This window comes from Deltaproteobacteria bacterium (assembly GCA_017302835.1).
Classification (GTDB): Bacteria; Bdellovibrionota; Bdellovibrionia; order Bdellovibrionales; family Bdellovibrionaceae; genus UBA2316.
This window is the reverse complement of the sequence record JAFLCC010000008.1, coordinates 128276-151468: the sequence shown is the minus strand read 5'-3', so window position 1 is coordinate 151468 and position 23193 is coordinate 128276. Positions and strand designations below refer to the sequence as shown.

The 23193-nt window shown below is 36.5% G+C and carries 26 protein-coding genes; 5 read left to right on the top strand and 21 right to left on the bottom strand.

The window, feature by feature from the left end; all coding sequences use genetic code 11:
- Positions 1-54: 54 nt before the first annotated feature.
- The 10 genes from fliO to flgF all read right to left on the bottom strand — a co-directional run bounded on the left by fliO (position 55) and on the right by flgF (position 8075).
- Positions 55-639, bottom strand: a complete 585-nt coding sequence (fliO, locus tag J0M15_10915; GenBank protein ID MBN8537553.1) for a flagellar biosynthetic protein FliO — start codon at positions 637-639, stop codon at positions 55-57.
- Positions 630-1010 carry a flagellar motor switch protein FliN gene (gene fliN, locus J0M15_10910; protein ID MBN8537552.1) on the bottom strand — a complete coding sequence of 127 codons (381 nt, stop codon included), beginning with the start codon at positions 1008-1010 and terminating at the stop codon, positions 630-632. Before fliN ends, fliO begins: the two co-directional genes overlap by 10 nt.
- Before the next feature lie 10 nt (positions 1011-1020).
- A complete protein-coding gene (gene fliM / locus J0M15_10905) occupies positions 1021-2025 on the bottom strand; it encodes a flagellar motor switch protein FliM (protein MBN8537551.1) in 1005 nt (334 codons plus the stop codon).
- 11 nt (positions 2026-2036) lie between these two features.
- A complete protein-coding gene (locus tag J0M15_10900) occupies positions 2037-2585 on the bottom strand; it encodes a flagellar basal body-associated FliL family protein (GenBank protein MBN8537550.1) in 549 nt (182 codons plus the stop codon).
- 154 nt (positions 2586-2739) lie between these two features.
- Complete coding sequence (locus J0M15_10895; GenBank protein MBN8537549.1) at positions 2740-3465, bottom strand: rod-binding protein; 726 nt, start codon at positions 3463-3465, stop codon at positions 2740-2742.
- A gap of 386 nt (positions 3466-3851) precedes the next feature.
- Positions 3852-4856, bottom strand: a complete 1005-nt coding sequence (locus J0M15_10890) for a flagellar basal body P-ring protein FlgI (protein ID MBN8537548.1) — start codon at positions 4854-4856, stop codon at positions 3852-3854.
- Positions 4853-5578 carry a flagellar basal body L-ring protein FlgH gene (locus J0M15_10885; protein MBN8537547.1) on the bottom strand — a complete coding sequence of 242 codons (726 nt, stop codon included), beginning with the start codon at positions 5576-5578 and terminating at the stop codon, positions 4853-4855. Before J0M15_10885 ends, J0M15_10890 begins: the two co-directional genes overlap by 4 nt.
- A complete protein-coding gene (gene flgA / locus J0M15_10880; protein ID MBN8537546.1) occupies positions 5575-6438 on the bottom strand; it encodes a flagellar basal body P-ring formation protein FlgA in 864 nt (287 codons plus the stop codon). Before flgA ends, J0M15_10885 begins: the two co-directional genes overlap by 4 nt.
- Before the next feature lie 8 nt (positions 6439-6446).
- On the bottom strand, positions 6447-7232 hold the full coding sequence (gene flgG / locus J0M15_10875) for a flagellar basal-body rod protein FlgG (GenBank protein MBN8537545.1): 786 nt from the start codon (positions 7230-7232) through the stop codon (positions 6447-6449).
- A gap of 24 nt (positions 7233-7256) precedes the next feature.
- Entirely contained in the window at positions 7257-8075 is an 819-nt protein-coding gene (gene flgF, locus J0M15_10870) for a flagellar basal-body rod protein FlgF (GenBank protein MBN8537544.1), read from the bottom strand.
- Between the two features lie 208 nt (positions 8076-8283).
- Between flgF and J0M15_10865 the strand changes: the two genes are divergently transcribed.
- Positions 8284-9225, top strand: a complete 942-nt coding sequence (locus tag J0M15_10865) for a lytic transglycosylase domain-containing protein (protein ID MBN8537543.1) — start codon at positions 8284-8286, stop codon at positions 9223-9225.
- Between the two features lie 50 nt (positions 9226-9275).
- Here the strand turns inward: J0M15_10865 and J0M15_10860 are convergent, their stop codons facing one another.
- The 3 genes from J0M15_10860 to J0M15_10850 all read right to left on the bottom strand — a co-directional run bounded on the left by J0M15_10860 (position 9276) and on the right by J0M15_10850 (position 11624).
- On the bottom strand, positions 9276-9650 hold the full coding sequence (locus J0M15_10860; protein ID MBN8537542.1) for a hypothetical protein: 375 nt from the start codon (positions 9648-9650) through the stop codon (positions 9276-9278).
- 61 nt (positions 9651-9711) lie between these two features.
- On the bottom strand, positions 9712-10533 hold the full coding sequence (locus J0M15_10855; protein MBN8537541.1) for a hypothetical protein: 822 nt from the start codon (positions 10531-10533) through the stop codon (positions 9712-9714).
- Positions 10530-11624 carry a GNAT family N-acetyltransferase gene (locus J0M15_10850; GenBank protein MBN8537540.1) on the bottom strand — a complete coding sequence of 365 codons (1095 nt, stop codon included), beginning with the start codon at positions 11622-11624 and terminating at the stop codon, positions 10530-10532. Before J0M15_10850 ends, J0M15_10855 begins: the two co-directional genes overlap by 4 nt.
- A 177-nt stretch (positions 11625-11801) precedes the next feature.
- Between J0M15_10850 and J0M15_10845 the strand changes: the two genes are divergently transcribed.
- A complete protein-coding gene (locus J0M15_10845) occupies positions 11802-12047 on the top strand; it encodes a ferredoxin (GenBank protein MBN8537539.1) in 246 nt (81 codons plus the stop codon).
- Positions 12025-12666 (top strand): endonuclease III, encoded by a 642-nt coding sequence (nth, locus tag J0M15_10840; GenBank protein MBN8537538.1) that lies wholly within the window; start codon positions 12025-12027, stop codon positions 12664-12666. Before J0M15_10845 ends, nth begins: the two co-directional genes overlap by 23 nt.
- A gap of 34 nt (positions 12667-12700) precedes the next feature.
- Here nth and J0M15_10835 read toward each other — a convergent pair whose 3' ends face one another.
- The 7 genes from J0M15_10835 to J0M15_10805 all read right to left on the bottom strand — a co-directional run bounded on the left by J0M15_10835 (position 12701) and on the right by J0M15_10805 (position 19305).
- Positions 12701-13096 carry an HIT family protein gene (locus J0M15_10835; protein ID MBN8537537.1) on the bottom strand — a complete coding sequence of 132 codons (396 nt, stop codon included), beginning with the start codon at positions 13094-13096 and terminating at the stop codon, positions 12701-12703.
- Positions 13097-13105: 9 nt separating this feature from the next.
- Positions 13106-14248, bottom strand: coding sequence for a citrate synthase (locus J0M15_10830; protein ID MBN8537536.1), 1143 nt, complete (start codon positions 14246-14248; stop codon positions 13106-13108).
- Positions 14249-14321: 73 nt separating this feature from the next.
- On the bottom strand, positions 14322-15206 hold the full coding sequence (locus J0M15_10825; GenBank protein MBN8537535.1) for a SpoIIE family protein phosphatase: 885 nt from the start codon (positions 15204-15206) through the stop codon (positions 14322-14324).
- A complete protein-coding gene (locus J0M15_10820) occupies positions 15199-16422 on the bottom strand; it encodes a hypothetical protein (GenBank protein MBN8537534.1) in 1224 nt (407 codons plus the stop codon). Before J0M15_10820 ends, J0M15_10825 begins: the two co-directional genes overlap by 8 nt.
- Positions 16423-16475: 53 nt before the next feature.
- Positions 16476-17261, bottom strand: coding sequence for a class I SAM-dependent methyltransferase (locus J0M15_10815; protein ID MBN8537533.1), 786 nt, complete (start codon positions 17259-17261; stop codon positions 16476-16478).
- Entirely contained in the window at positions 17258-18352 is a 1095-nt protein-coding gene (locus J0M15_10810; GenBank protein ID MBN8537532.1) for a UbiA family prenyltransferase, read from the bottom strand. Before J0M15_10810 ends, J0M15_10815 begins: the two co-directional genes overlap by 4 nt.
- Positions 18349-19305: a polyprenyl synthetase family protein gene (locus tag J0M15_10805; GenBank protein ID MBN8537531.1), complete on the bottom strand. Its 957-nt coding sequence runs from the start codon at positions 19303-19305 to the stop codon at positions 18349-18351. The genes J0M15_10810 and J0M15_10805 overlap by 4 nt, the downstream gene beginning before the upstream one ends.
- Positions 19306-19359: 54 nt before the next feature.
- Between J0M15_10805 and J0M15_10800 the strand changes: the two genes are divergently transcribed.
- Positions 19360-19770, top strand: a complete 411-nt coding sequence (locus J0M15_10800) for an acyl-CoA thioesterase (GenBank protein MBN8537530.1) — start codon at positions 19360-19362, stop codon at positions 19768-19770.
- Positions 19771-19782: 12 nt separating this feature from the next.
- The gene (locus J0M15_10795) at positions 19783-20313 is read left to right on the top strand and encodes a YkgJ family cysteine cluster protein (protein ID MBN8537529.1); all 531 of its coding nucleotides are present in this window, start codon (positions 19783-19785) and stop codon (positions 20311-20313) included.
- A 139-nt stretch (positions 20314-20452) separates the two neighbouring features.
- Here J0M15_10795 and alaS read toward each other — a convergent pair whose 3' ends face one another.
- The gene (alaS, locus tag J0M15_10790) at positions 20453-23191 is read right to left on the bottom strand and encodes an alanine--tRNA ligase (protein ID MBN8537528.1); all 2739 of its coding nucleotides are present in this window, start codon (positions 23189-23191) and stop codon (positions 20453-20455) included.
- Positions 23192-23193 lie beyond the last annotated feature (2 nt).

Below are 23193 nucleotides of genomic sequence, written 5' to 3'. Positions count from 1 at the left end.
GGGTCCAACTTTCTTCTAGACAGTACCTAACTCCCAATAAGCTTTTATTTTTCACTAAATAGACCTCATACTTTTAAGCTTCGTTGAAACGATATCTTTTATTCCTTTTATCGAGAATTCATCTTCTTCAGTTAATAATTTATTAAACTCTTTGGGTGTGACCTCTGGAAGTTCTTCATCCAGGATAGATAAGGCTTTAATTAAGTTGACATTGTGATCAGTAACTCCGATCAACAGGGACTCACCAGCAACTCTAATAACCGCAACACTTCTTTTGGGTCCCAAATAGTGTTGAGCTAATATTTTAATTTCGTTTTGATTTCTTGAAATATTTTTGTGATTAAATTTTTTTATAAATATCCAAATCCCTGTTAGCAGGGTACCTAATATTGAAAAAAATAAAACAAATTTAAACACTCCATTTTCATTTCCAGCTAATGCTTTTTTATTTTCAAGATTCAATGGGATTTCATTTTCTGAATTTTTAACTGCGATCACTTCATTTGGTTTTGAAATCTCCATCGACTTTTCAACGACCGTCGGAGGGCTTTCAGATTCCTTATCTGCAGACAAAGAACTCGCTTCGACTCTATTGAAAAATACAAAAAATATAATAGCAAAAACAAATCTCATTTTAATTGCTCCACTCTTTCTGCTGGTGAAATAATATCTGTGAGCCTGACCCCGAATTTTTCATTGACAACAACTGCCTCACCCCTAGCGATGAGTTTATCATTAACTAAGACCTCCATGGGTTCACCGGCCAGTTTATTCAATTCGATAACACTTCCTTGTGTTAAATTTAAGAGCTCCGAGACTGGCATTTTAGTTCTTCCAAGTTCCACAGTTACCTTCAGAGGAATATCCAATATTAATTGCAAATTTCTATCTCCACTTGGCGACAGCGCTTTGGCTGTTTCCAACTTGGCAGTTTTCACTTTATCTGTTGTCATGGCCTCTGCTTCTTGGACCAATTTCTCAGCTAAATTATCTAATGAATCGTCTGACATTCTAATCCCCTTACTTAATAATTGGTCGAGTTACTTGGACGGCAACTGTTCCATGATGGTTTCCATAATAACCTTTATATTTTTTAACATTTTCAATATGAACATCTAGTTCACCAGAAGCATCCTGAGTTAGGGGAATCACATCTCCCTCTTTAAGACACATTAAATCCTCAAGCATAATTTGTGTTTCACCTAAATTGACTCTCACTTCAAGATCGGTATCCATAAGCTGCTCTTTAATAATGGCTGTCCAAAGTTTTTTGTCAGTTTGATCTGACTCCACCTGAAAACCAGTTGAAAGTTTCTGCTTAATCGGCTCAATCGTTGCGTAGGGAATAACCATCGAAATAGTCCCTGTGGCATTTTCTAGTTCCACATCGAATGTCGAAGCAATAACAACATCTGTGGGTGGCACGATTCCAACAAACTGTGGATTAATTTCAGTACGCACAAAGCTGCATCCAATTTTTTCAATACTTGACCATGCAATTTCTAAATCATTTATCGCCAACTCAACAACTTTCCGAACAATACTTAATTCAATGGGAGTAAAATCTTTACCATCAATCTTAGTATAGGGACGATCTGCGCCACCAAAGAAAGAATCTACTAAGGCGTAGGCTAATTTACTTTCAATAACCATGAGTGCTGATCCACGAAGGTGATTAAATCTTAGAACGCTCATACAAGTGGGCATCGGTAAGGTATTAATAAATTCACCAAACTTTAAGAATTCAGTACTTGTCAGAGTCATCGATGCAATTTTTCTTAAAGCTCCAGAAAGTGAAACTCGAAAGGACCTCATGAATTTTTCATAGATCACTTCCAACTGGGGTAATCTTCCGCGAATAATTCTATCTTGGCTTGTTAAATCATAGGCAACTACTTTTCTACTATCAATGACTTTCGCTGATCCAGAAGAAGATTCCTTTTGAGAATCAGATGAATTGACATCTCCATCAGAAACTGCGGCAAGTAGGGCATCCACTTCACTTTGAGATAATACTTGATTCATACAATTATCCTTTAGTTGTAAATAAATTCAGTAAAAAAGACTTTTGATATCTTGCCATTTGTTAAAAATGAATTAATCGTATCTTTAATTTCATTTTTTAAGTTTTCTATGCCTTCTTTTGTTGATATTTCTTCATATTTTTTAGCCGATAAAATGATGATAATGATATCTCTGACTTGCGCTTTTCTTTTGTCAATTTCATCAGCGACATTTTTATCTTTATTATCCTTGAGCTCTAATTCCATCATCACCTTAGCAACCTTACGCCCCTTTGAACCTGCTAAATTGACGATAAAAGTTTCTAGAGGGATCACCTTACCAACAAATTGTTTTTCACTTTTGTTTTCGGCTTCCCGGGTTTCATGCTCACCTTTAATTACATGTTCAATTTTTGGCTCGGCATTTTCCTTTTTTTTTCCTTGATAAATCATCCAACCGACACCAACTAAGAAAACCATATTGATCAATATTAATACTAAATAAATAATATTATTTTTATTTCCACCAGACTGAACATGTGATGAAGACTCTGCCGCTGCTGATGCTTTTTCTTCTGCCAACCCATCCTCCTTGATGAAGAAATGACACTTCCAAATAGATCTAAAGCAAACTAAGTGCCAGCTAGACTTCTTCCAAAGAAGTCATTCTTTTGACGAGGGCATTTGATTGTAGACTTGCTAATTTGTCTCTGGGGTTAATTTCAAAATTTTTCTGTTAAAAATTATTTTTTTCGAGAGTCATTTTTTTGAGTCCAGATATAATTTTGACAGAGAAAGAGTTTGCGTCTGGGCTCAGGTATCCCAGTTCTTGACCTTGCTCTATGAGTTCATTCTCATATAATTTCAATAAGTTTCCTTTGAAGTGCATTTGACTGGTTAAACCATTGGTATGATTTATTTCTAAAAAGTACTCATCAGGAGCTAGCTGTAATTTTTTGGCAATATACCCGCTCCAAGGTTGTTGAACACCTACGGGTTTGGAGTCCATTGTTTTGATCTCTTTCAGAAAATACTGACTAGCATTTGAGCCTGAAGAATTTTTAATATGGTAGGTATCATTTTCTTTTAAATTTAACGGACCCGTTGGTTTATTTACAGGTTCTTTTAAACCTAACTTTTCTCCAAAACGTTCCATCATATTGTTATAGATCAGCTCCGAGAGACCTATGCCCCCTTTAGCTCCCCACTTTTCTACATATTCATTATCAAGCTGTTCACTAAATATTTTCTCAGCTTGATTTTTTTTAATCAATCCTCCATCCGTAACCGTTGTTCTCATGGATTTCATCATTTCTCTTAAAAATTGCTTTTCATAGAGATCCGATACTTCTTTAAATTGATTTTTAATTTTTTGGTTTCTATCAACACTGTCATTAGTTAACACTTTTTGTGGGGAATCTGAAATAATCCCTATCGGCTGACTTGTTAATTTTGAAATCATTTTTTTGCCTAACTAATGACTACACACTAACTAAAAAAAAAGGGGAGTTTGAGTTGGAGAATCTTTTGTGCATCCTGCACTATAGACTCTGGGTAGAATTCCTTCAGCATCAATCCTTGATGTTGCTTTCTTCTTCCTGCTTCCTGCGAGAAACATTCTTCGACTCTTGACCATCCTTGGTTTTCGATCTCTTTCCCACCCTCCCCGGGACTTCACTCTACATCCGTGTACAATGAAGTTACACTTTCATTTTAACTGCATTTGTCTCATTTCAAAACACTTATTTTATTTTTTTAAAAACTCCTCTTCCTACCTCTAGTCTTGCTTTTTAGGCCTCTAGACTCAAGACTGGATCCCCGTACCCTCCGTGCTCAATGGGCTTACTTCTAAAGCACTTCCAGTTCTCCATGAAGTGCTCCTGCGGCTTTAATTGCCTGAAGCAAGGTTATCAGGTCTTTAGGTGTTGTTCCCACTTTGTTTAAAGTTTGCACCAAATCGCCTACACTCACACCTTCAATAAGGGCAATTTTTTCTTCCGTTGTCTTTTCTTTATTTTTTCCATCTCCAATCTTTAAGGAAATTCCGTTATGGGCAACCGCAACTTTGGAAATTTTAACTTTATCACCAATAACTACTGTTCCCGTTTTTTCATTGATAATAACGACGGCTCTGGAATCTGGGTTAATTTGAATGGATTCAATTGTGGCCAATAGTTCAACGCCCCTGTTCTCGTATGAAAAAGGGGTTACTATATCAATGGTCCCCGCATCTTTCGCCGATGCATATTGCCCCCCTAGCTCTCTATTAATCGTCAGAATCGTTCGTGCTGCTGTGGTAAAGTCTGGATTGTGCAAAGTTAGTCTAAACATTTTTCTGGACGAAAAATCACTTTGCATATCTTTTTCTATCATCGCCCCATTTGGAATTCTCCCTGCAGTTAAATGAGCTTCTTTACTTCCATCGCTTCCAATCACAACGGTTCCTTGGGCCACCGCATAGACTTGCTCATTACCTGCCCGCAAAGGAGTTTGCAATAAGGTCCCTCCTTGAAGCGAGCTAGCCTCACCAATGGAGCTTACCGTGATATCCATAGGGTTTCCAGCTTTTGCAAATGCAGGTAAGGTCGCCGTCACAATGACAGCGGCAACATTTTTACTTTGCAAATCTTGCGATTCTAGTTTGACACCTAGTTTGTCTAGCATTCGCACCATACTTTTCGAGGTAAACTCATTCTTGCCATCGCCGGTTCCCTTTAATCCAATGACAATTCCATACCCAACGAGTTGATTTTCTCTGACACCTCGGATGCTCGCGATATCTTTAAGTCTTGCGGCTTGAGCAAAACTGTATACGATATAAAAAATTCCCCAAATGATAAATAGTCTCTTCATTTTGTTGTTTCCTTTTTTCGAATGGATACGACGTCATATTGAGGATCTATGATTTTCGAGGAATTAATTCCTTCATCATTATAATCTTCAGGTCTTAAAAGTCCGACAATAATGACTTTGTATTCGCGCTTGCCAATCATAAATGGTTGTTGGCCTTTGATGCGATAATTCCCATCTGGAAGTCTTTCAACAATTCTCGTTTGTATGGGGCCCATATCAGCTAACTCACTTTTTTCTTCTTTAACTGGCGCTTTTTTTGGTTCTGCGACGGGAGCTGCGGCTGGCGCCCGTGCCTCCGGAGTGGCTTTTTTATCATCTGTTGCTAGTTTTTGCAGTGCCTCTTCTTTTTCTTGTTGCTCCAATTCTAATAACAAACTTTTAATCACTCCCACTTTGGTTTCAACTTGCTTCAAAGCCGCACCTTCTAGTTTAACATTCAAAAAGTCGCCTTCTTTTCTATTTTTGTTTTGTGAAAAATAATAGGATTGTTGTCCATCCATGACCCATAAAGAACCCGCCTTACTATCTAGCTCCGATTCGTCTTCAAGTTGTGTTTTTGTTGTTTTTTTATAATTTCTTTGTCCCCAGACTCCATAGTTTGGATTTTCATTATACTTAGTCAGAGTGCTGTCAGGATCAATTTCTGGAGGTTTTTCTTTTGTCATAAAATAGGAACACGAAGTTAAAGCTAAAGAAAAGACGACAAATATTATTTTTTTCATTCTATTTTTACCTGTCCTTTATCAATTATTTTACCAGACAAATTTTTTAAGGGAGTTTTCACTTTGATATAATCACCAATTTGACCATCGTTTTCGGCAGAACCCATCAACTGAACTTCGATGGGGCCCTCACCCACAATGAGTTTAACGACATCCCCTTTCTTAATGTCTTTTTCAACAATCAGTAATTCCCTGGTGAGAATTGTGTTTTCATTTAGATTTTTTTTAACTTGTCGACCCATCAATTCATCTTTGTTCGCCAGCCTATCCGTAATATAGGTGACCTCTTTTAATTCTTCTTTCATGTCTTGAGAAACGAGTCTTGAATTCTGTGAAACCCACTTATTTAAAACGATAACTTTCTTGAAGGCTTTCCAAGTTCCTGAAAACCAACCTAAGGTCGTTGAGGTGTCAGATTTTAATGGTATTAAGAAACTTCCTTTTTGATTTCGAAACAAAGATTCCGATATGATAAACTCAAATCTTGCATTACTAGGGATCTGACTAATTTGTACTTCATAGATACATTCTTGACATTGAACTGTTAAATAATTTGTGACTTTTCTTATAGCTTCTTCTTTAGATAGCGATTTACTTTGTTTAATTTCATTTTCCTCATTAATGACTAATAGAATACTTTCTTTGTTATTTTTGACAACCCTCAAAATTTCTTCTTTAGATAAATTTTCCAGCTTTATTTTTTTTAAACTTTCAAGCTCCTCAAGCGTTCCTTTTTTCACAACGAGTATATCGAATAGTGAATAGGAACTTTTTTGCGTGACCTCTGTGACCGCAGGTAAATAAACTTCCATTTTCGCTAAAGCACTCATTGATAATAATAAAGAAAATAAAATAAACAAAATAACCTCTATTTCAAATTATTTACAGATTGTAGCATTTGATCGCTGGCTTGAATCATCTTTGAATTTGTTTCGTAAGCCCGCTGTGCGGTGATCATATTCACCATTTCATCAACTATATTTACATTACTCGCTTCAAGTTGTCCTTGCTCTAAATACCCTGTTCCGTTTAATCCTGGCCTGGTGGTTACCGGTTGGCCACTCCCTGGGGTTTGTATAAATAAATTCTTTCCTAGTGCTTTTAGTCCTGCTGGATTTACAAAATTTGCTATGTCAATTTGTCCAACTGACTGTGGAATATCACTTCCTCCTAGACTCACTTTGACTTCCCCCGTTGGCAAAATTTCCAAACCTTTAACTCCCGGAGGAATGGTTATTTCTGGTTGTAGTGCATTTCCATTCTTATCAATTATTTTTCCGCTTGGATCTTTTTTAAATGCCCCATCTCTGGTGTAAGCCAGCTGTCCATCTGGTGTTAGCACTTGAAAAAAACCACTTCCCTCAATTTGAATATCTAATGCATTTTTTGTTAACACCGCTTGCCCTGTTTCAAAATTTTTCTGAACGGCAGCGGTCCTTACTCCTAGACCTGTCTGAACTCCATTGGGAGAAAAGGAATTAGCACCTGTGGAAGAGCCTGGCTCTTTAGTTGTTTGATAGACTAAATCTTCAAATTCTGCTCGAGATTTTTTAAATCCATTCGTCGAGACATTGGCAATATTATTGGCAATAACATCCATATTAGATTGTTGTGCTGCCATTCCTGTAGCTGCCGTATTTAAACTTTTGATCATTTTGACCTCTTACTGACATTAGTTTTAGGCTGTTGTTTTTCCTACCACATTGACGAGTTTATCATTCATTGAATCATAGGCACTGATGGCTTTTTGCGTGCTTTCAAATACTCTCTGGGTTTGAATCATGTTCGTCATTTCCTTAACAATGTTCACATTGCTTGTTTCGATAAAACCACTTTTGACCGATGGATTCTTAACCTCTACTATCTCAGGCGGCTGATTTGGTTTAAAGGCGAACATTGAATTTCCTATTTTTTGCAAAGCATCCTTATTTACAATGTCAACAAGTGAAAGTTTTGCAACCACTTCAGTTCCTTGGATAATCTCACCAACATCATTAACTTCAACATTTCCCAACCCAGTTAATGAAATGGATCTGGACTCAGGAGTCTCACCTTCCCCACCTGATTTAAGAACAAAAAAACCTTCTTTTGTTACCAGTCTCCCGTTTCCATCTAAGGTGAAATTTCCCGATCTTGTTAATTTAACTCCCTGAGGCGTTGCTATTTCAAAAAAACCATTGCCATCAATAGCCACATCTAATTTATTTCCAGTGTGCTTTAGTGAGCCTTGCGAAAAGTCAGTAAATGTTCCTTTGGAATCAACAAAACTTTTATCACCTCCTTGAAGATCATAAAAACTTTCAATGCTGGCAGGAATCCTTGGAACTTGAATCACTGTTGGTGGTTTTTCATTTGCTGTTAAATACTCATTAAACAACTGTGAGTCTTTTTTAAACCCCGGAGTGTTTACATTCGCAATATTATTTGCAATCGTATCCATCTGTAAGCTTTGAGCCATCGCCCCACTTAAGGCTGTATAGACACCTTTGATACTCATAATTTCCTTTGTTAATATATAAAGAACTATAGAGCAATCCAAAGGCCATTCAGACTTTAAACTTGCTGACATCGTCGTAAGCTTGCTAGAAAGATTTTACCTTCGTTTTCTAGACTTAAGTCCATGTTTTATTTTGACGTTTTCTTCAGCCAGACCGTCAAAAGATTTTCTAAACAACATTGCCAATTAAGATGATAATGGACATAATATGGTAAGTTTTTTTGTTTTCTTCTTTGCGATTTGCTCCTGGGGTGCTATTCCACCCCAGGAAGCCATTACTGACTCTGTAAAATTAAAATCTAAATTGCGACAATTAACTTTATCAAATAATACCTCTAAATCAAATGCTCTCATTTTTGATATTCCTGTAACTTACAATAAACAAGTTTCTAAGTGGGTTCATTATTTTCAAACAAAGGGTTCAAAATGGTTTAGGGAATGGCTTGAACGATCCTCAAGATATTTACCTTTTATTCAAAATGAATTGGAAAATGCAAATCTCCCTTTGGATTTGGCTTTTATGGTTATGATAGAATCTGGTTTTTCTTCTAATGCCGTTAGTATTTCCGATGCTGTCGGCCCTTGGCAATTCATTGAGGGAACTGCCAAACGTTATGGTTTAAAAAAATCTTGGTGGCTAGATGAACGAAAAGATGTAAGGAAAAGTACACATGCCGCGATAAAATACTTGAAAGACTTACATACCGAATTTGGTTCCTGGTACTTGGTAGCAGCAAGTTACAATATGGGAGAGGGCGGATTGCGACGAAAGATTGAAAAATACAAAACGACAGATTATTGGACTCTTATCCAAAAAAATGCTCTCCCTGAAGAAACACAAAATTACGTTCCTAAAATACTGGCGGCAATGCTTATTACGAAAGCGCCGAATCTCTATGGATTTCGATTGCTCGAGAAACGAGAACCCCTAAAATATGACTATGTGAGTGTTCCTGGAGGGACCGATTTAAACACTCTTGCAGAAATCTTAGGCGTCACAAAAAAATCAATAAAAGAATTAAATTCCGAATTAATCATCGGTTATATTCCGAAACAAATTTCCACTCACACCATCAGAGTCCCCGCTGGAGCCGGCAAAATTATCGCTGAATTTATTTCACAGAATAAACCTTCTGAATGGACCAATTAGGACTAAGGGCCTGTAACGAAATAAAATGTACATTTTATTTCGTTACAGGCCTAAGCTGTCTTTTTTAGGAGTTGACCTTTTTTATCTTCCAAGTCCAAAGGCAAAGTCCACAAATCAGCTTCGGGAATTTTTCGAATGACTTCCCCCAAATTTCCAAGGACAAGGACGTACCTTTTTTCGTTTTCTATAAGCAATTGAATGACCCATTTGTGCTCTTTTACAAAAGGAAGATTTTTTAAATGCTCCAGCGCCATTTTTATCTGATCATCAGTCATGGGTTCATGATGTTTTTTATTTTGATCATAGGTCTGTTGGCCATTCCCATCTCTATCGTGAGCTATATCTGACTTGATCATCCGATCGACTTTATCAACGGTCTTTACAGGAGAAATAACATTATTGGGTAAAACGCTCTTGATATTCATTCCTCAGTTACATCGGAAGAATAGAATATTTCTTGAGTGTTTTTTTTATTTTTTTAGATTTTTAATTTCCAAGAATGGCATCTTTGACTTGTTGACAAATTTTAATTGGAAACTTTTGATTTTGATACTCTGACATTCCTTCGAAGCAATATTCGACCATCTTAAAAAGGTAGCCTATATTGTTCACAATTTTGTAGCTTATAATATTATTTACCGTTTTACTTTCCTTTGTATCTGGGTCCAGACTCTTCACTTTTAGGACAACAGAGACCTTTTTGCCGCTCCATTCACAGTTTTCAAAATGCCTGCAGTTTTGGTTTTTGATTTCCACGGGGACTTCTTCTTTAAAGTCCTCGACTTTAAGCTTATAACATTCCACATTTTTAAATCCGCACAGGCTCAATATGTAAACGAAATTTTCAAAAGGAGTTGTTTGAATTTCATCTTCAACATCTGTTTGTGATAAAACGTTTTCTTGCTTATTTCCTTTTTTTTCAACACTCAAAACTCTTTCCCGTGATGACATTTTAGAGGGTTGATTCTCTATAACCTCTTCAGAAGTAATGACGAGGTGATAATCCGTATGGTCAGGCGCCTCAACCACATTTGTTATCGTCATCCCTTTTCCTAATACTTTTTTCAAAATTCCGTTGTTGATTCCAATACTTTTTTCTACATAGGCGTAATCATTTTTTTTAATCTGACTGATCTCTGGACTTCCCCACGTATCCACAACCACTTTTTTATATTCTTCATTGGTTACTTTTGAACCCAGATCCTCCTCAAGTTTTTTGTTTTGATTGCAACTACTGATGGAAATAAAGAAAAAACAACACACCATAAGAATTAATTTGTGCCTTAGGTTTAATTCAATTTTTATCATATCGAATCCCAGCCCCAAATCCATAGGGGCAATGGAAGCACCTTCATCAATTTATCTACAGTCCCCTTCTGAAAAATATCGAGTTCATCTAGTTTTGCAGGACCAAATAAAATCTGTACCAGTTCTCCTTCCGAAACAACCGTACAAAGATCTTGACCACACCCAAAAAGAAAATACCCATCATGTCTTTCCAAGACAATGTCACTGGTTCCAAGGCTCCTAAAAGCCTTTTTGATTTTCTGTGACAACTGATTAAAATTAATTATTTTAATCATCCCCAGGTAACCGGTATTCTGATAGCTTGCTAACTCGGTTAACTTTCTGTTCAAATTTTCTGAATGTTTTGGAACGATCATCGTAAAGCTTTGTTTCTTTTGTTCACGAATAAAACCTAAAAGATGGATTAAGGCAGTGACTGAACCACCCCACTCATGAATGTAATTTTGAAGGTCAATGCCCTTACCTTCGACCGCGTAGGCAGCAAGGGCACCTTGTTTGGTCCAAGCCGTATAAATCTTTGTATTTGGAATCTGAATAAATTTTCTAAATTCTTCAATGGTCCTAATGCTTGCAACAGAATGCTGCATGTACATTTTAGCTATGATTTCGGGGGAAACATTATTTTCTGAAGAATATTTATAATTTTCTTTGTCAAAAGACATTTCTTTTTCAAAAACATAGGATATTTCATAACCAGCAAGTTCAAATCCCATTTTTCGATAAAAATCATATAGGTTTGTCCAGAGGATAGAAATATCACACTGTTGCTCTATAGCCAGTTCATTGCATTTATTAATAATTTTTTGCGACCAACCTTGATGGCGATACCTTTCATCAGTTACCACCGAGCCGATGGCTCCCACCTTGTAAATTATATGTGGTGATTTAATTATGAGTGGTTTTAATACCGCATGTGAAACGATTTCATTTTCATTCATCACCACATTTATGTTATGTCGGTTATTCACATTTAAAGCCGTAGGATACTCTTTATCAATAGACCATTGACAGTCCGTCCGTAAATTTTGATTTAAAAAGTCCAAAACTTTTATATACTCACGCTCATTAGGATTTTTTGGTCCCTCTAACATCACAATCCCCCATCCTCATTATTATATCTAAGAAGGGATTTTCATGATATAAAATTGGGCGATGTAGAGATTTATAAGACTCCAGTCCAATAAATCTGGTCCAGAATTCTGGACTTATAGCTTAAGTTAAGATATAGACCACTAACCTGATAAACATGATAACTAACGGAGGAGCCTATGGCAGATTTATCACAAAAATGGAAGGACAACATTCATGGAAAAATGTTTGTTGATCAATCATGCATTGCCTGTGATGCCTGTGTTTTGTCCGCACCCAACAACTTTGCAATGCATGACGAAGATGGGCATGCTTTTGTCAAAAAACAACCAGGGACACCAGATGAAGTTGCAGCCTGCGACGAAGCCATGAAGGGTTGCCCTGTCGAAGCGATTGGTGACTTTGGTGATAAATCTGATTCCTAATCCACGACAAATTTTAGCATTTTTAAAAAAGAATTATCCTGATGCCCACTGTGAATTAAATCATAAAAATCCCTATGAGCTATTGATTGCAACAATTTTATCAGCACAGTGTACGGATGAACGAGTCAACAAGGTGACGCCCGTTTTATTTAAGAAATTCCCTACGCCTCAAGCTTTAGCAGAAGGATCTCTTAAGGAAATTGAAGAAATTATTAGGACTACTGGTTTTTATAAAAATAAAGCCAAAAATATTAAGGTTTGCTGCCAAATGTTGGTTCATCATTTTGATTCTGAAGTTCCTAAGAGTGTGTCAGAGCTCACTCAACTGGCTGGCGTTGGTAGAAAGACCGCTAATGTGGTGCTGGGTGTGGCTTTCAATATTCCTAACGGCATTGTTGTTGATACCCACGTGAGCCGTATCAGCCAACGACTTGGATTTTCTAAACATAAAACCCCAGAAAAGATTGAAGCTGACTTGTTAAAAATTTTTCCTAAGAAAGAATGGATTAGGCTTTCTCATTATTTAATCTTTCATGGGCGACGAAGGTGCAAAGCCAGATCTCCTAACTGTAAAGACTGTTTTCTTAACTCCATCTGCCCGAAAAAGAGCTTTGGGTAACCTATTAAGGGCTTGTGACATTTCTCATTTTCATTTATTTTTTCAAAAAGGAAGTGATTCCTTTTTTGATTCTTTCCATTTCTTCTGGCTGCAGTCTCTTCCCTTTTTTGAAATCTAAATCCGCCATATTCCAAGCTGGAATTAAATGCAAATGATAGTGGGGAACTTCAAAACCTACAGCCACCGTCAAAATCCGTGGAGACTTTGTAAACTCTTTAATGGCTCGACCCATTTTTTGCGCATTGGATTGAACTTTTAAATAGACTTCTTCGGGTACATCCAACCAATGGTCCACTTCCATTTTAGGAATAACCAAGGTATGACCCTCTCGCACCTGGTCCATAGCTAAAAAAGAAAGAGTTAAATCATCTTCATAGATTTTATAACAAGGAAGTTCACCATTAATAATTTTTGTAAAGACACTGGCCATAATAGAACCCTACCGTTTTTCTAATGGTTGCCATTTCAAGTTTTCATTTCCAACCCATTTACCTCTCGGTCTATAGATTCGATTATGAGCATACTGTTCAAAAGCATGGGCACACCACCCGGCCACTCGAGAAACAGCGAAAACAGGAGTAAATAAATCAGTTGGAATTTTCATCGAGTAATAAACAGTTGCCGAATAAAAATCAACGTTAGGCATTAATCCCTTTTCTTTGTACATGGTATCGTCAATTAAAGAAGACATCTCGTACCAAATAGGTTCTCCAATTTTTTTTGTTAACTTTTCAGAAAACTTTCTTAACAGCGCGGCTCTTGGGTCTCCGTTTTTATATACTCGATGACCTATTCCCATCACTTTTTCTTTGGCTTGAAGAGCATCTTTCACAAACTGCTGGGCCTTCTCAAGATTTCCTATTTTTTTCAACATCAATATAACTTGTTCGTTAGCACCACCATGCAACGGCCCTTTGAGAGCTCCCAAAGCTGAAACGACAGCTGAATGCAAATCAGATAGGGACGAGGCCGTGACTCTGGTCGCAAAAGCAGAGCAATTAAGCTCATGATCTGCATGAAGCACCAAGCACGTATCAAATATTTTTACTAACTCAGCATCAGGTTCTTTTCCGTCCTTAAGCATGTACATAAAATTCCAAGCAATTGTTTTATCCGCCAAAGGCTGTAACGGTTCTTTTCCATTTCGGATCGCCTCGTAAGCACAAACAAGAGCGCTCATTTTTGCAGTTAGCTTCAAGGCTTTATGTAAGTTGGCATCTTCAGAAATTTCATTTGCTTCTACATCCCAATGAGCTAGCAAAGAGACAGCCGTTCGTAGCCAAGCCATTGGATGGACTTTGGTTGGAATCTTTTTTAAAACTTCAATATAAGAAGGCTCTAACTTGATTTCATGATTAAGCTCGGACTTAAACTTTGAAAATTCGATTTTATTTGGTAGTTTATTATTCCAAAGTAGATAGATAACCTCTTCGAAATTGGAATTTTCAATTAACTCTTCGATAGCATAACCACGAAAATTTAAAGTATTTTCAATAATCGAAGAAACTGCAGTTGTGCAGGCAACGATTCCCTCTAAACCTTTATCAATTGCACCTTCATAAACTTGAACTTCTGCAGACATGAATACTCCTCCGTCTTATTTAACACAAAATGATCTTCAACTTAATAACAACTAACTCAAACTATCAAAGATGTTATTCTGCCGCAAGTTTAATGACAGTTTCCTTGACCTCGGTGATAAGAACCGTCACATCATAATCCAAGGTATCTGTGCCTAAAAACTTATCCAGCTGAAATAAAATTTCGTTTCTTAACTCATGCACTCCTTTTTTAGGAGCATTTTGAATACTTTGAATTAAGTCTGATTCCAACCAAGGGACCTGTTCAGAATTTTGATTCTGCAAAACCCCTTCAGTTAAAAGGATCAGCCTATCCTTCGAGCTTAAATCGACAGTTTTTGAATGCAACTGTGTGTTAAATTTTTTGTTTAATGCCGGGCCACAGGCTTCTAAGGTTTGTAAGACATTTAGACCAAAGCTTTGCTTATAGGCATAAAAATGACCCACCTGACAATATTGAAAATGATAGTTTCGTTTATCAATAACCCCATAAAAAATCGAAGCATCCTCTTGGTGGCCCATCAAGGGACGAAGCTCTTCCAAGATATACTTTATAAGTAAATGAGGTTCAGTTCCTTTTCTCGCCTCAATCATCGAAGTCATTTTTATTAAAACGGAAAGAAGTAAAGAGGAAATATTAAATCCTGAACAGCTTGAAAGAAGTATACTAAACTTAAGTTTATCCTGATGCTCAAAAACATCAAAATAATTCCCCCCTTTTTTCATTCCTGGAATAAATTTTGAACTCATTTCAAACCCAGAAATTTTTGGAGGATCCGTAGGTGACAATAATTTTTGAATCTTCAAAGTTTTTTGCAAATCACGCCCAACTTCAGCAATTACTTTTTCTAATTCGATATTTAATAGCTTGATCTTAGATTTATAAAGAAACAGCTCTTCACGAACATCGTGCAACTGCTTTTCTAGGTTTTTAATTAGAGCATCATTTTGTTCATTCATCTATTTTCTCAGATAAAATTTTGATTAAAATATCTTTTTCATTATCAAACTTTTTTATTACAAATAAAGGAATTTTATTTCTAGTTTCTTCATTTAGTTCTAATTGAAACTCATTAAGTTTTTTTAGCCTTTGATCCAGGATATTTTGAATGTACTTAAAAAATGAATCCTCAAAGTAAGGTCCCCCACAAATATCACCTGTAAAACGAAATTCTGAGTCAGTCACTTTCACATCCGGATCATTGTGCAAACAAGTAAAATGTCCCCAAACCATAGTTGTCATGTAAGTCCCAAGAATTAAGTAGCTTAACGTGAATATAAATATCCACTTTTGCCAGATAAGGTTTCCATAGCTATTTAGTATTTGCAGGTTAAAACGCAAGAAAAAAAGAATAAGAAAAAGAATACAAGCAGATAAAATCAAGAAATAAAATAAATTCTTAAGGCGATCGAAATAGTCTTTATTCATTTTCTTAAAATTAAAATATAATACGGTATAAGAATATATAAATTCACCCAGCACAAAACTCACAAAACCTAAATAAGAAATTTGTGAATTCAAATACATAAAAAACGTAATATATAAACTATACCCCTGAAAGGGCAGCAGAAGACCCAAGAAAAATCCACTGGTTAATAGCACAATAAACTGCATCCACCCCCACTCTGTGAGAAAAAAAACAAGACCACTTTCCTCAAGATAAGGAAGAACTAAATGTGAATGCTTAAACAATTGTTCATTAAAGTATAACAAAAGCGAAAAGCCTATTAATAGCTCTAGAATTTTCTGAAAAGAAAATCCTTTTGGGTCGTAATCTACACCATTTTTTTTCAAAACTAAATTTTTCTTTAGAGCTAATAAAAATAACCATGGAAAAACAAAAACACAAACTAGATACAAACTATTTATTTCAAGCTGTATAGATAACAAAAAAACAATAATGAAAAAACTCAGCTGCCCCTGGGAAAAAGAAAACATAAAGCGTCGAAAACTCCAAATCTGAGTTCTCCAAAGAGAAGATTGAACTTTGGTATTATTAATAAAGCTCAATGAAGTCAGTCCAAGTCCCAGGGATGGAATGATCCAATCCTTTATTTTTAGAGATTGAATTTGGATCCATTTCAGTCTTAAAGGCGCAATTGCCGCGTTAAGTTTAGCTCCCAACTCATATTGAAAAAAAAGAAGAAAACCAAAAATTCCAACAAAAATAATCATCTTTCCACCATGCCCTTCTTAAAACACCTAATGAGCCTGTCCCCAAATGGCTCCTAATAAATATCATAACGAACCGTCTTGCCTTTAAACTGGTGACGAATCGGAAGCCCCAAAGGCTCCCCATGCAATGGCCGTTTGACAACTATCCGTCGGCCAGAGACTCTAATGAGTTCAAAAATTTGTTTGGCATCGGCATCACTGCCTACAAGGTCTTTAAACAACTCCATTTCTTGCTTCGACAAAGCTGATTTATCCCGATCAGGATACATAGGATCAAAATAAATCACATCAAATTGTTTCAAAATATCAGAATGATCCTGAACCAATTCTTTAGAGTCGGCCAAAATAAATTTGATATTCTGAATAATTGGATCGCAAGAAACTTCAACAGCTCTTTCTATTAAGAAATAGACTAAAGTGTTTCTTTCAATGCTTTGAACTTGATAACCATTCCGAGCCAGAAAAACACAATCTATTGCCAGACCGCAGCTTAAGTCTAGCACCTTTTTAGCTTTACTTCCAAGAGCTTTAAAAAGAATGTCCTGCTTACCTTTAGTCTTTCTTTTGTAATTGATATGATCTTTATCAAAATTAATGGAAATATAATTCAAATCACTATCTAACAATTCCCAAAGATATTCATTTTCATATAAATAATAAAACCCATCGACTGAAGAACAAACCTCTTTTAATAGCTTTACTTTTTTCTTTAATTCATTTTTAGTTAAAGGACCACTTTCAGGTTGCTCAACAAAAATAAGTTCAAAATCTTTCAACATCATCGAAAATATTTTTTTGTCGATTCCCCCAGAACTCATTTGAACAAAAATTTTCTTCACTTAAAAATATTTCCCTGAATTGCCTTTATCAAAAATAAAAACATTGTTTGTGTCACCCAAAGGCAAACTACCAAAATATATAGCTGATGAAAACTGAGCATCACCTTAGAAAGGTCTGACCCTAATGGTGACTTTAAATCCATTAACCCTTTATAGCTTTTAAGGGTCATATATCCCAGAACTCCTAAAGTGGGCAGGCAAATCAACCAGTGTAAAAAGCTCAACTGAAATAAAAGAAAACTAGTCAAAAACAACAACCAAGAAAAAAGTATAAACTTTTTTCCATTTTCAAAACCAAAATAATTTATTAAATTTTTAACTCCTGCCAAGGAGCCGGCCAGTAGATATTCAAAATGACTGAGTTGAATTTTAAAAAATATTAAGCTTCCCCAAACCATCCCAAAAAAGAGATAATGAACATGAGCCTGTCCACCTATTGCCATTTCAAAACCAATGGACAAAACCGGCCCAACCAGTATTCCCCAAAACAAATCACCAAGGGAATATTCTTGATAGCTTACATCATTTCTTAATAAACCAAAATAAATCATGACCATAGCAAATAAAATAATTCCAAATACTTTGGGAAAGGCAATGACAATGGGAACGCCAAGAAATAGCGAGGCAATCATTAACGCAACAGAAATTTGTTTTACCCTCACTGCCTGAATCCACCCTTTCACTAAGGGTTTTGACTGATGGCACTTTATTATTTTATCAAGTCCCTTCATGTAATCCCAATAATCTGACATGAGGTTCACCGCGATGAATAAAAAAGTGGTCGCTAAAATTGCTAAAAAAGTCGTCGTGGGGTCAAAAGTTAAATCATTTATATAATAGGTTAAACAAATATAAAAAATAGGAAATAGAAAATAGATAAACTTGTAGACTTTTAAAAAGGAACTAAAAAATTCACTAAGAACTAGTTTTTGATTTAAATCCTCTTCTATAATTTCAAAAGTAATAGCTTCCGCATTCGAATTCAAATTTAGACTTTCAACAACAACGGCCCTCTGTGTTTTTGAAAAAGATCCATCTAAATATTTTTTAAAATCAGGCGAGGCCTTCTCTAGGGTGATAAATGATTTCATCCTGATTTTTGTCTCCAATAAAGCAAATCTGGCAAGGGCCTTAAAAAGGCAATCATCTTTTGTTCCTTTGGGGATAATTTGTTATTTAGTCTTTCCAGATGATGATGATATATTTCGATTTTAGCTGTGTTTAATTTATCAAATTCTTTGAGCTTCAACTCAAAATAAGTCTTACCACCGATTTTTTGAATAAACTCTTCTAAAGATTGACTGATCGCTATCTTTTCAATTTCTGATTTGGATTTTCCAATGCACACAAAGGCTCCAAAAGAATTAAGATACTTCGATTTTAAATCCCCTAGGATAGCTTTTCCCTCATGGTTCCGAATATCATAATCCAAAAGATCATCACTTCTTTGAAATAATAATCCCAGCAATGATCCCAATTCATCTGTGATTTCAAGTAAAGTCGAATCATCCCTCATGGCTGCAATAAAAGGGGCCTTTAAACACCACTTAAAAAGGGATGCCGTTTTCAGTTCATGGATTTGATCCAACTGATCTAAGTTAATATGAAAGTCGCCAACGACTGAATCCTGAAGCCATTCACCCTCTAGCAAATCAGAAATCATTTCCGCCGTATACTGAACCAACCTTATATTTCCAAATTTAGATAAATTTACCATCACTCGAGCCAATAAATAATCTCCAGCAAGAACCGCGTATTCTGGACTGTACCGAGTCCAAGCTGCCGGCTTGCCCCTTCGTAAATTTGACCTGTCAACCAAGTCATCATGCAATAACGACGCATTATGAATAAATTCAATTGTCTGGGCTAATAAAGAATCGGCCTTTTCTGGCATCGCCAGATTCTGAGATACCCCTTTTACGAGTTTTGCTCGAAAGCCCTTCCCTCCTGCAAATAAATCATCATAGAGTGAATTTAATTTAGGCAAATAGGTAGGAAAGTCCTTTGAACTGTAAATTTTTAATTCTTGGTCATAAATAATCAAAAAATTCTCCTTGAGATTACCTGGAATTAACACAATACTTTGGCTAAAACAAATATGAATTATACATTAAATTACCAAATACATTTCGATGAGTGTGATCCTGCAGGCATCCTATTTTTTGCCAACACTTGGACTATCTGCCACCGTGCTTACGAGGCTTGGTTGTTAAGTTTAAAAAATGACTGGTCCTATTGGTTTCATCATCCAGAATGGCTCACCCCCATAGTTTCTTCAAACTGTGTTTTTCACCATCCCTTAGTCGCTGGATCAACGATCCAGATTCAATTAACTTTATTAAAAATGGGAACTAGCAGCTTCACCTCATTCTATCAATTTATGAAAAATGATCAGATATTTTTAGAGTGCACTTTGATTCATGTATTTACTGACAAAATTACTTTTAAAAAAATGTCTATCCCAAATGAAATAAGAAATCTATTTCAACCCTTTGTTAAAACTATATAGAAAGAATTTCCTATGAATACTAAACATCATTTACCCTCTCAAGAATCTATTCCTAAATCTTTTCCTACGAAAAACACTTTAACCAAAAAACCTCACAAGCCGTTCCTTGCGGAAGGGGTCCAATTTGAGTGTCAAGGCTCCGGAAAATGTTGTACCTCCCATGGTGAGTTTGGGTTTGTTTTTCTCACGCTAGAGGACAGAAGAAAAATCGCCAGAAACCTTAAACTCACGACATCTGCCTTTACTAAAAAATATTGCACTTCTAAAAATGGTTTTTGGCACCTTATCGAAGATCCAAAAAATCCCGATTGTATGTTCCTGAAAAAGAAAAGATGTCAAATTTATGAAGCCCGTCCTACCCAATGCCGAACTTGGCCTTTTTGGCCAGAACTCATGAACCCTAAGTCATGGGCCAAGGAAGTCGTCGCCTTCTGTCCCGGTGTGGGTAAAGGAAAAACCGTTGGTTTCGATAAAATTCAATCCCAAATGAAAGAACAAAAACAATCCGAAGAAGCCATGAAATCCGAAGCTCTTGGATTATAGAGTACTTTGAAATCTGGCCTTAGAATCCACTAATTATTTCCAGGAACAAAAGGCCTTAACGTCCTGTGTATTAATCCTGTTAAAAGCTCAACGCTCCTTGGTACCATTGTTAGACGATTAAGTACGCACGCCTGTTGTTCTAATAGGTTTCAGCGATAAGGTTCTTAAGTAATTGTAAATCGTTAAAGCTAGAAACAGAACCCTGAGCGAAATCAGGTCGGCCGCCCCCATTGCCTCCGAATTTTTGACAGAGCTTTTTGACGATATCTCCGGCTTTTATTTTCGAAATTAAATCTTTACTTACACCTACAACCAAAGGGAACTGTTGTTGTGAGGCAACAGTTCCAGCGCCTAGAACCACGACGATTCCTTGTTGTAGTTTGTTTTTTATTCTATCGACAATTTCAGCGATGGCCTCGCGGTCATCTGTTTCTACTTTGGCAACCACACAGGCAACAGCGCCTTGGGTTTGAAACTTCGAAGATACAACCTGATCGACATCTACTTGATTTAACTTAAGCTTCCTTATTTCACGATCTAATTCTTTAATTTCATTTTTCCTTGCTTCAATCCACAGAGGTAATTCAAATGTGGATTTACTTAAAAAGGTTTCCCAATTTTCATGAATAGATGCGTCCTGTTTAGATTTTTGATTTTCATTGAGGCTTTTAAATAGGTACTTGACGCCCATATCTCCAGATAAGGCTTCGACTCTTCGGACCCCACTGCTGACACCCGTTTCAGAAACAATTTTAAAAACCCTGATTTCTGAAGTGTTTTTTACATGAGTCCCACCGCATAGTTCACAGGAAAAATCTCCCATTTTGAGCACTCTTACCTGCTCGCTATATTTTTCACCAAATAAGGCCATCGCGCCAAATTCCAAAGCTTGAGGGTAACTCATCAAATGAGTGCCAACTTCAAGTGAGGATGAAATTGCAGAGTTAACGAGATTTTCAACTTTTTCAATTTCTGCAAAAGTCAGTGGTTTATTGTAAGTAAAATCAAATCTTAATTTTTGATCATCCACTAAAGAGCCCGCTTGGGTAACTTGCTCTCCAAGTACCTTTCTAAGGGCTGCATGTAGTAAGTGAGTCGCTGAATGATTGGCGGCTGTTTGATTTCTAGATTGTTTATCTACTTCAGCTATGACTTTCGCTCCGACTTGAAGATCACCCTCTAACACTTCAATTGAGTGCATAAAAATATCATTTAGTTTTACCGTATTTTCCACTCTCGTTTTAAAGTCAGAAGTTAAACCTGCTATGCCTGATCCTAATCCCGTGGCTGCGATGAAACCCTTGTCACCAGATTGCCCCCCACTTTCGGCATAAAATGAGGTTTTATCCAGAACAACAAAACCACTCTGTCCTGCCATCAATTTATCCACCTGATGATGTCCATCAGACATAATCATAATTTGCGATTCAATATTTAGTTGAGAATAGCCAACAAACACCGTCGCTTTATTTTTATTTAAACACTCCGAAGTCAATTTGATTAAATGAGCCTGATCTGCATCCATGGACTTGCCTTTCCATGAGGCTCTGGCTTTGGACTTCGCTTCGATAGCAAGCTTTTCAAATTCTGCTTCATCAGAAAGGATTCCTTTTTCTTCAGCAATAAGACGACTCAAATCAACAGGAAAGCCATAGGTATCATAGAGTTTAAAAAGAACGTCCCCAGAAAGCTTCTTTTTCCCATGTTGTTTCAAATTTTTAATTTCGTTTTCTAAAATTTCAGAACCCACATCCAATGTTTGTAAAAATCTGGTTTCTTCATCTTTAACCGTATTCAAAATGTGAATTTTTCTTTGTGCTAATTCTGGGTAAGCCTCTGACATCGATGTGATCAAAGCTTCCACCATGGGATAGAGTAATGATTTGTCAGATAGTTTTCTGCCATAACGAATGGCCCGACGAATGATCCTGCGTAAAACGTAGCCTCGTCCTTCGTTTGAAGGCAAAGCTCCGTCGGCAATCAGAAACCCGGTGGAACGGCAATGATCTGCAAGAACTCGGAGGGCCGAAGTCTTTTCTAAAATATCTTTATGGGATTCAAGAATCTTAACATCAGTCACATAGTCCATCCCGCTGACACGACAAGCAGACTGAATCATCGGTTGAAAAATATCGGTATCAAAATTATTCCACTGTCCTTGTACGACAGATACAACGCGTTCTAATCCTGCTCCTGTGTCCACAGAGGGTTTCGGTAGAGGTTCCATCACTCCTGGGGACTTTTCAAAGAATTGCATGAAAACTAAATTCCAAATTTCGATAATTCGGTCTTCACCACTTTCGATGGATTTGAAAGGATCTTTTATTTTTCCAAACTCTTCACCACGATCAAAAAATATTTCCGAGCAGGGCCCACAGGGGCCGGTATCGCCCATTCTCCAAAAATTATCTTTCTCGCCAAATCTAAAAATTCTGTCCTTAGGAACACCCTCTTGATGATGCCAAATATCTGCAGCTTCATCGTCATTTTGAAAAACAGTTACAAAAAGTTTATTTTTATCCAATCCTAAATCTTTTGTTAGGTATTCCCACGCAAAATGAATGGCTTCTTTTTTGAAGTAGTCGCCAAAGGAAAAATTTCCCAACATCTCAAAAAAAGTATGATGGCGAGCTGTAAAACCAACATTTTCCAGGTCATTATGTTTTCCTCCGGCCCTCACACATTTTTGAGAGGTCACCGCCCGTCGATAATCCTTTTTTTCTAATCCTAAGAATAAATTCTTAAATTGATTCATTCCTGCATTGGCAAAAAGCAATGTGGCATCATTCTCTGGAATTAATGATGAGCTTGGCAAATGGACATGTCCTTGTCTTTTAAAATAATTTACAAATGAACTTCTGACATCTGAGCTTTTCATAA

Excerpts from the sequence above, each read along its gene's own strand:
- fliN (MBN8537552.1), bottom strand. The coding sequence starts at position 1,010 with ATGTCAGACGATTCATTAGATAATTTAGCTGAGAAATTGGTCCAAGAA.
- J0M15_10895 (MBN8537549.1), bottom strand. The coding sequence starts at position 3,465 with ATGATTTCAAAATTAACAAGTCAGCCGATAGGGATTATTTCAGATTCC.
- flgF (MBN8537544.1), bottom strand. The coding sequence starts at position 8,075 with ATGAGTATCAAAGGTGTCTATACAGCCTTAAGTGGGGCGATGGCTCAA.
- fliM (MBN8537551.1), bottom strand. The coding sequence starts at position 2,025 with ATGAATCAAGTATTATCTCAAAGTGAAGTGGATGCCCTACTTGCCGCA.
- J0M15_10825 (MBN8537535.1), bottom strand. The coding sequence starts at position 15,206 with ATGAATGAACAAAATGATGCTCTAATTAAAAACCTAGAAAAGCAGTTG.
- J0M15_10830 (MBN8537536.1), bottom strand. The coding sequence starts at position 14,248 with ATGTCTGCAGAAGTTCAAGTTTATGAAGGTGCAATTGATAAAGGTTTA.
- J0M15_10855 (MBN8537541.1), bottom strand. The coding sequence starts at position 10,533 with ATGATAAAAATTGAATTAAACCTAAGGCACAAATTAATTCTTATGGTG.
- J0M15_10820 (MBN8537534.1), bottom strand. The coding sequence starts at position 16,422 with ATGATTATTTTTGTTGGAATTTTTGGTTTTCTTCTTTTTTTTCAATAT.
- J0M15_10810 (MBN8537532.1), bottom strand. The coding sequence starts at position 18,352 with ATGAAATCATTTATCACCCTAGAGAAGGCCTCGCCTGATTTTAAAAAA.
- J0M15_10860 (MBN8537542.1), bottom strand. The coding sequence starts at position 9,650 with ATGAATATCAAGAGCGTTTTACCCAATAATGTTATTTCTCCTGTAAAG.
- flgG (MBN8537545.1), bottom strand. The coding sequence starts at position 7,232 with ATGATCAAAAGTTTAAATACGGCAGCTACAGGAATGGCAGCACAACAA.
- J0M15_10865 (MBN8537543.1), top strand. The coding sequence starts at position 8,284 with ATGGTAAGTTTTTTTGTTTTCTTCTTTGCGATTTGCTCCTGGGGTGCT.
- J0M15_10890 (MBN8537548.1), bottom strand. The coding sequence starts at position 4,856 with ATGAAGAGACTATTTATCATTTGGGGAATTTTTTATATCGTATACAGT.
- J0M15_10850 (MBN8537540.1), bottom strand. The coding sequence starts at position 11,624 with ATGTTAGAGGGACCAAAAAATCCTAATGAGCGTGAGTATATAAAAGTT.
- J0M15_10795 (MBN8537529.1), top strand. The coding sequence starts at position 19,783 with ATGAATACTAAACATCATTTACCCTCTCAAGAATCTATTCCTAAATCT.
- J0M15_10800 (MBN8537530.1), top strand. The coding sequence starts at position 19,360 with ATGAATTATACATTAAATTACCAAATACATTTCGATGAGTGTGATCCT.
- J0M15_10885 (MBN8537547.1), bottom strand. The coding sequence starts at position 5,578 with ATGAAAAAAATAATATTTGTCGTCTTTTCTTTAGCTTTAACTTCGTGT.
- alaS (MBN8537528.1), bottom strand. The coding sequence starts at position 23,191 with ATGAAAAGCTCAGATGTCAGAAGTTCATTTGTAAATTATTTTAAAAGA.
- J0M15_10835 (MBN8537537.1), bottom strand. The coding sequence starts at position 13,096 with ATGGCCAGTGTCTTTACAAAAATTATTAATGGTGAACTTCCTTGTTAT.
- J0M15_10845 (MBN8537539.1), top strand. The coding sequence starts at position 11,802 with ATGGCAGATTTATCACAAAAATGGAAGGACAACATTCATGGAAAAATG.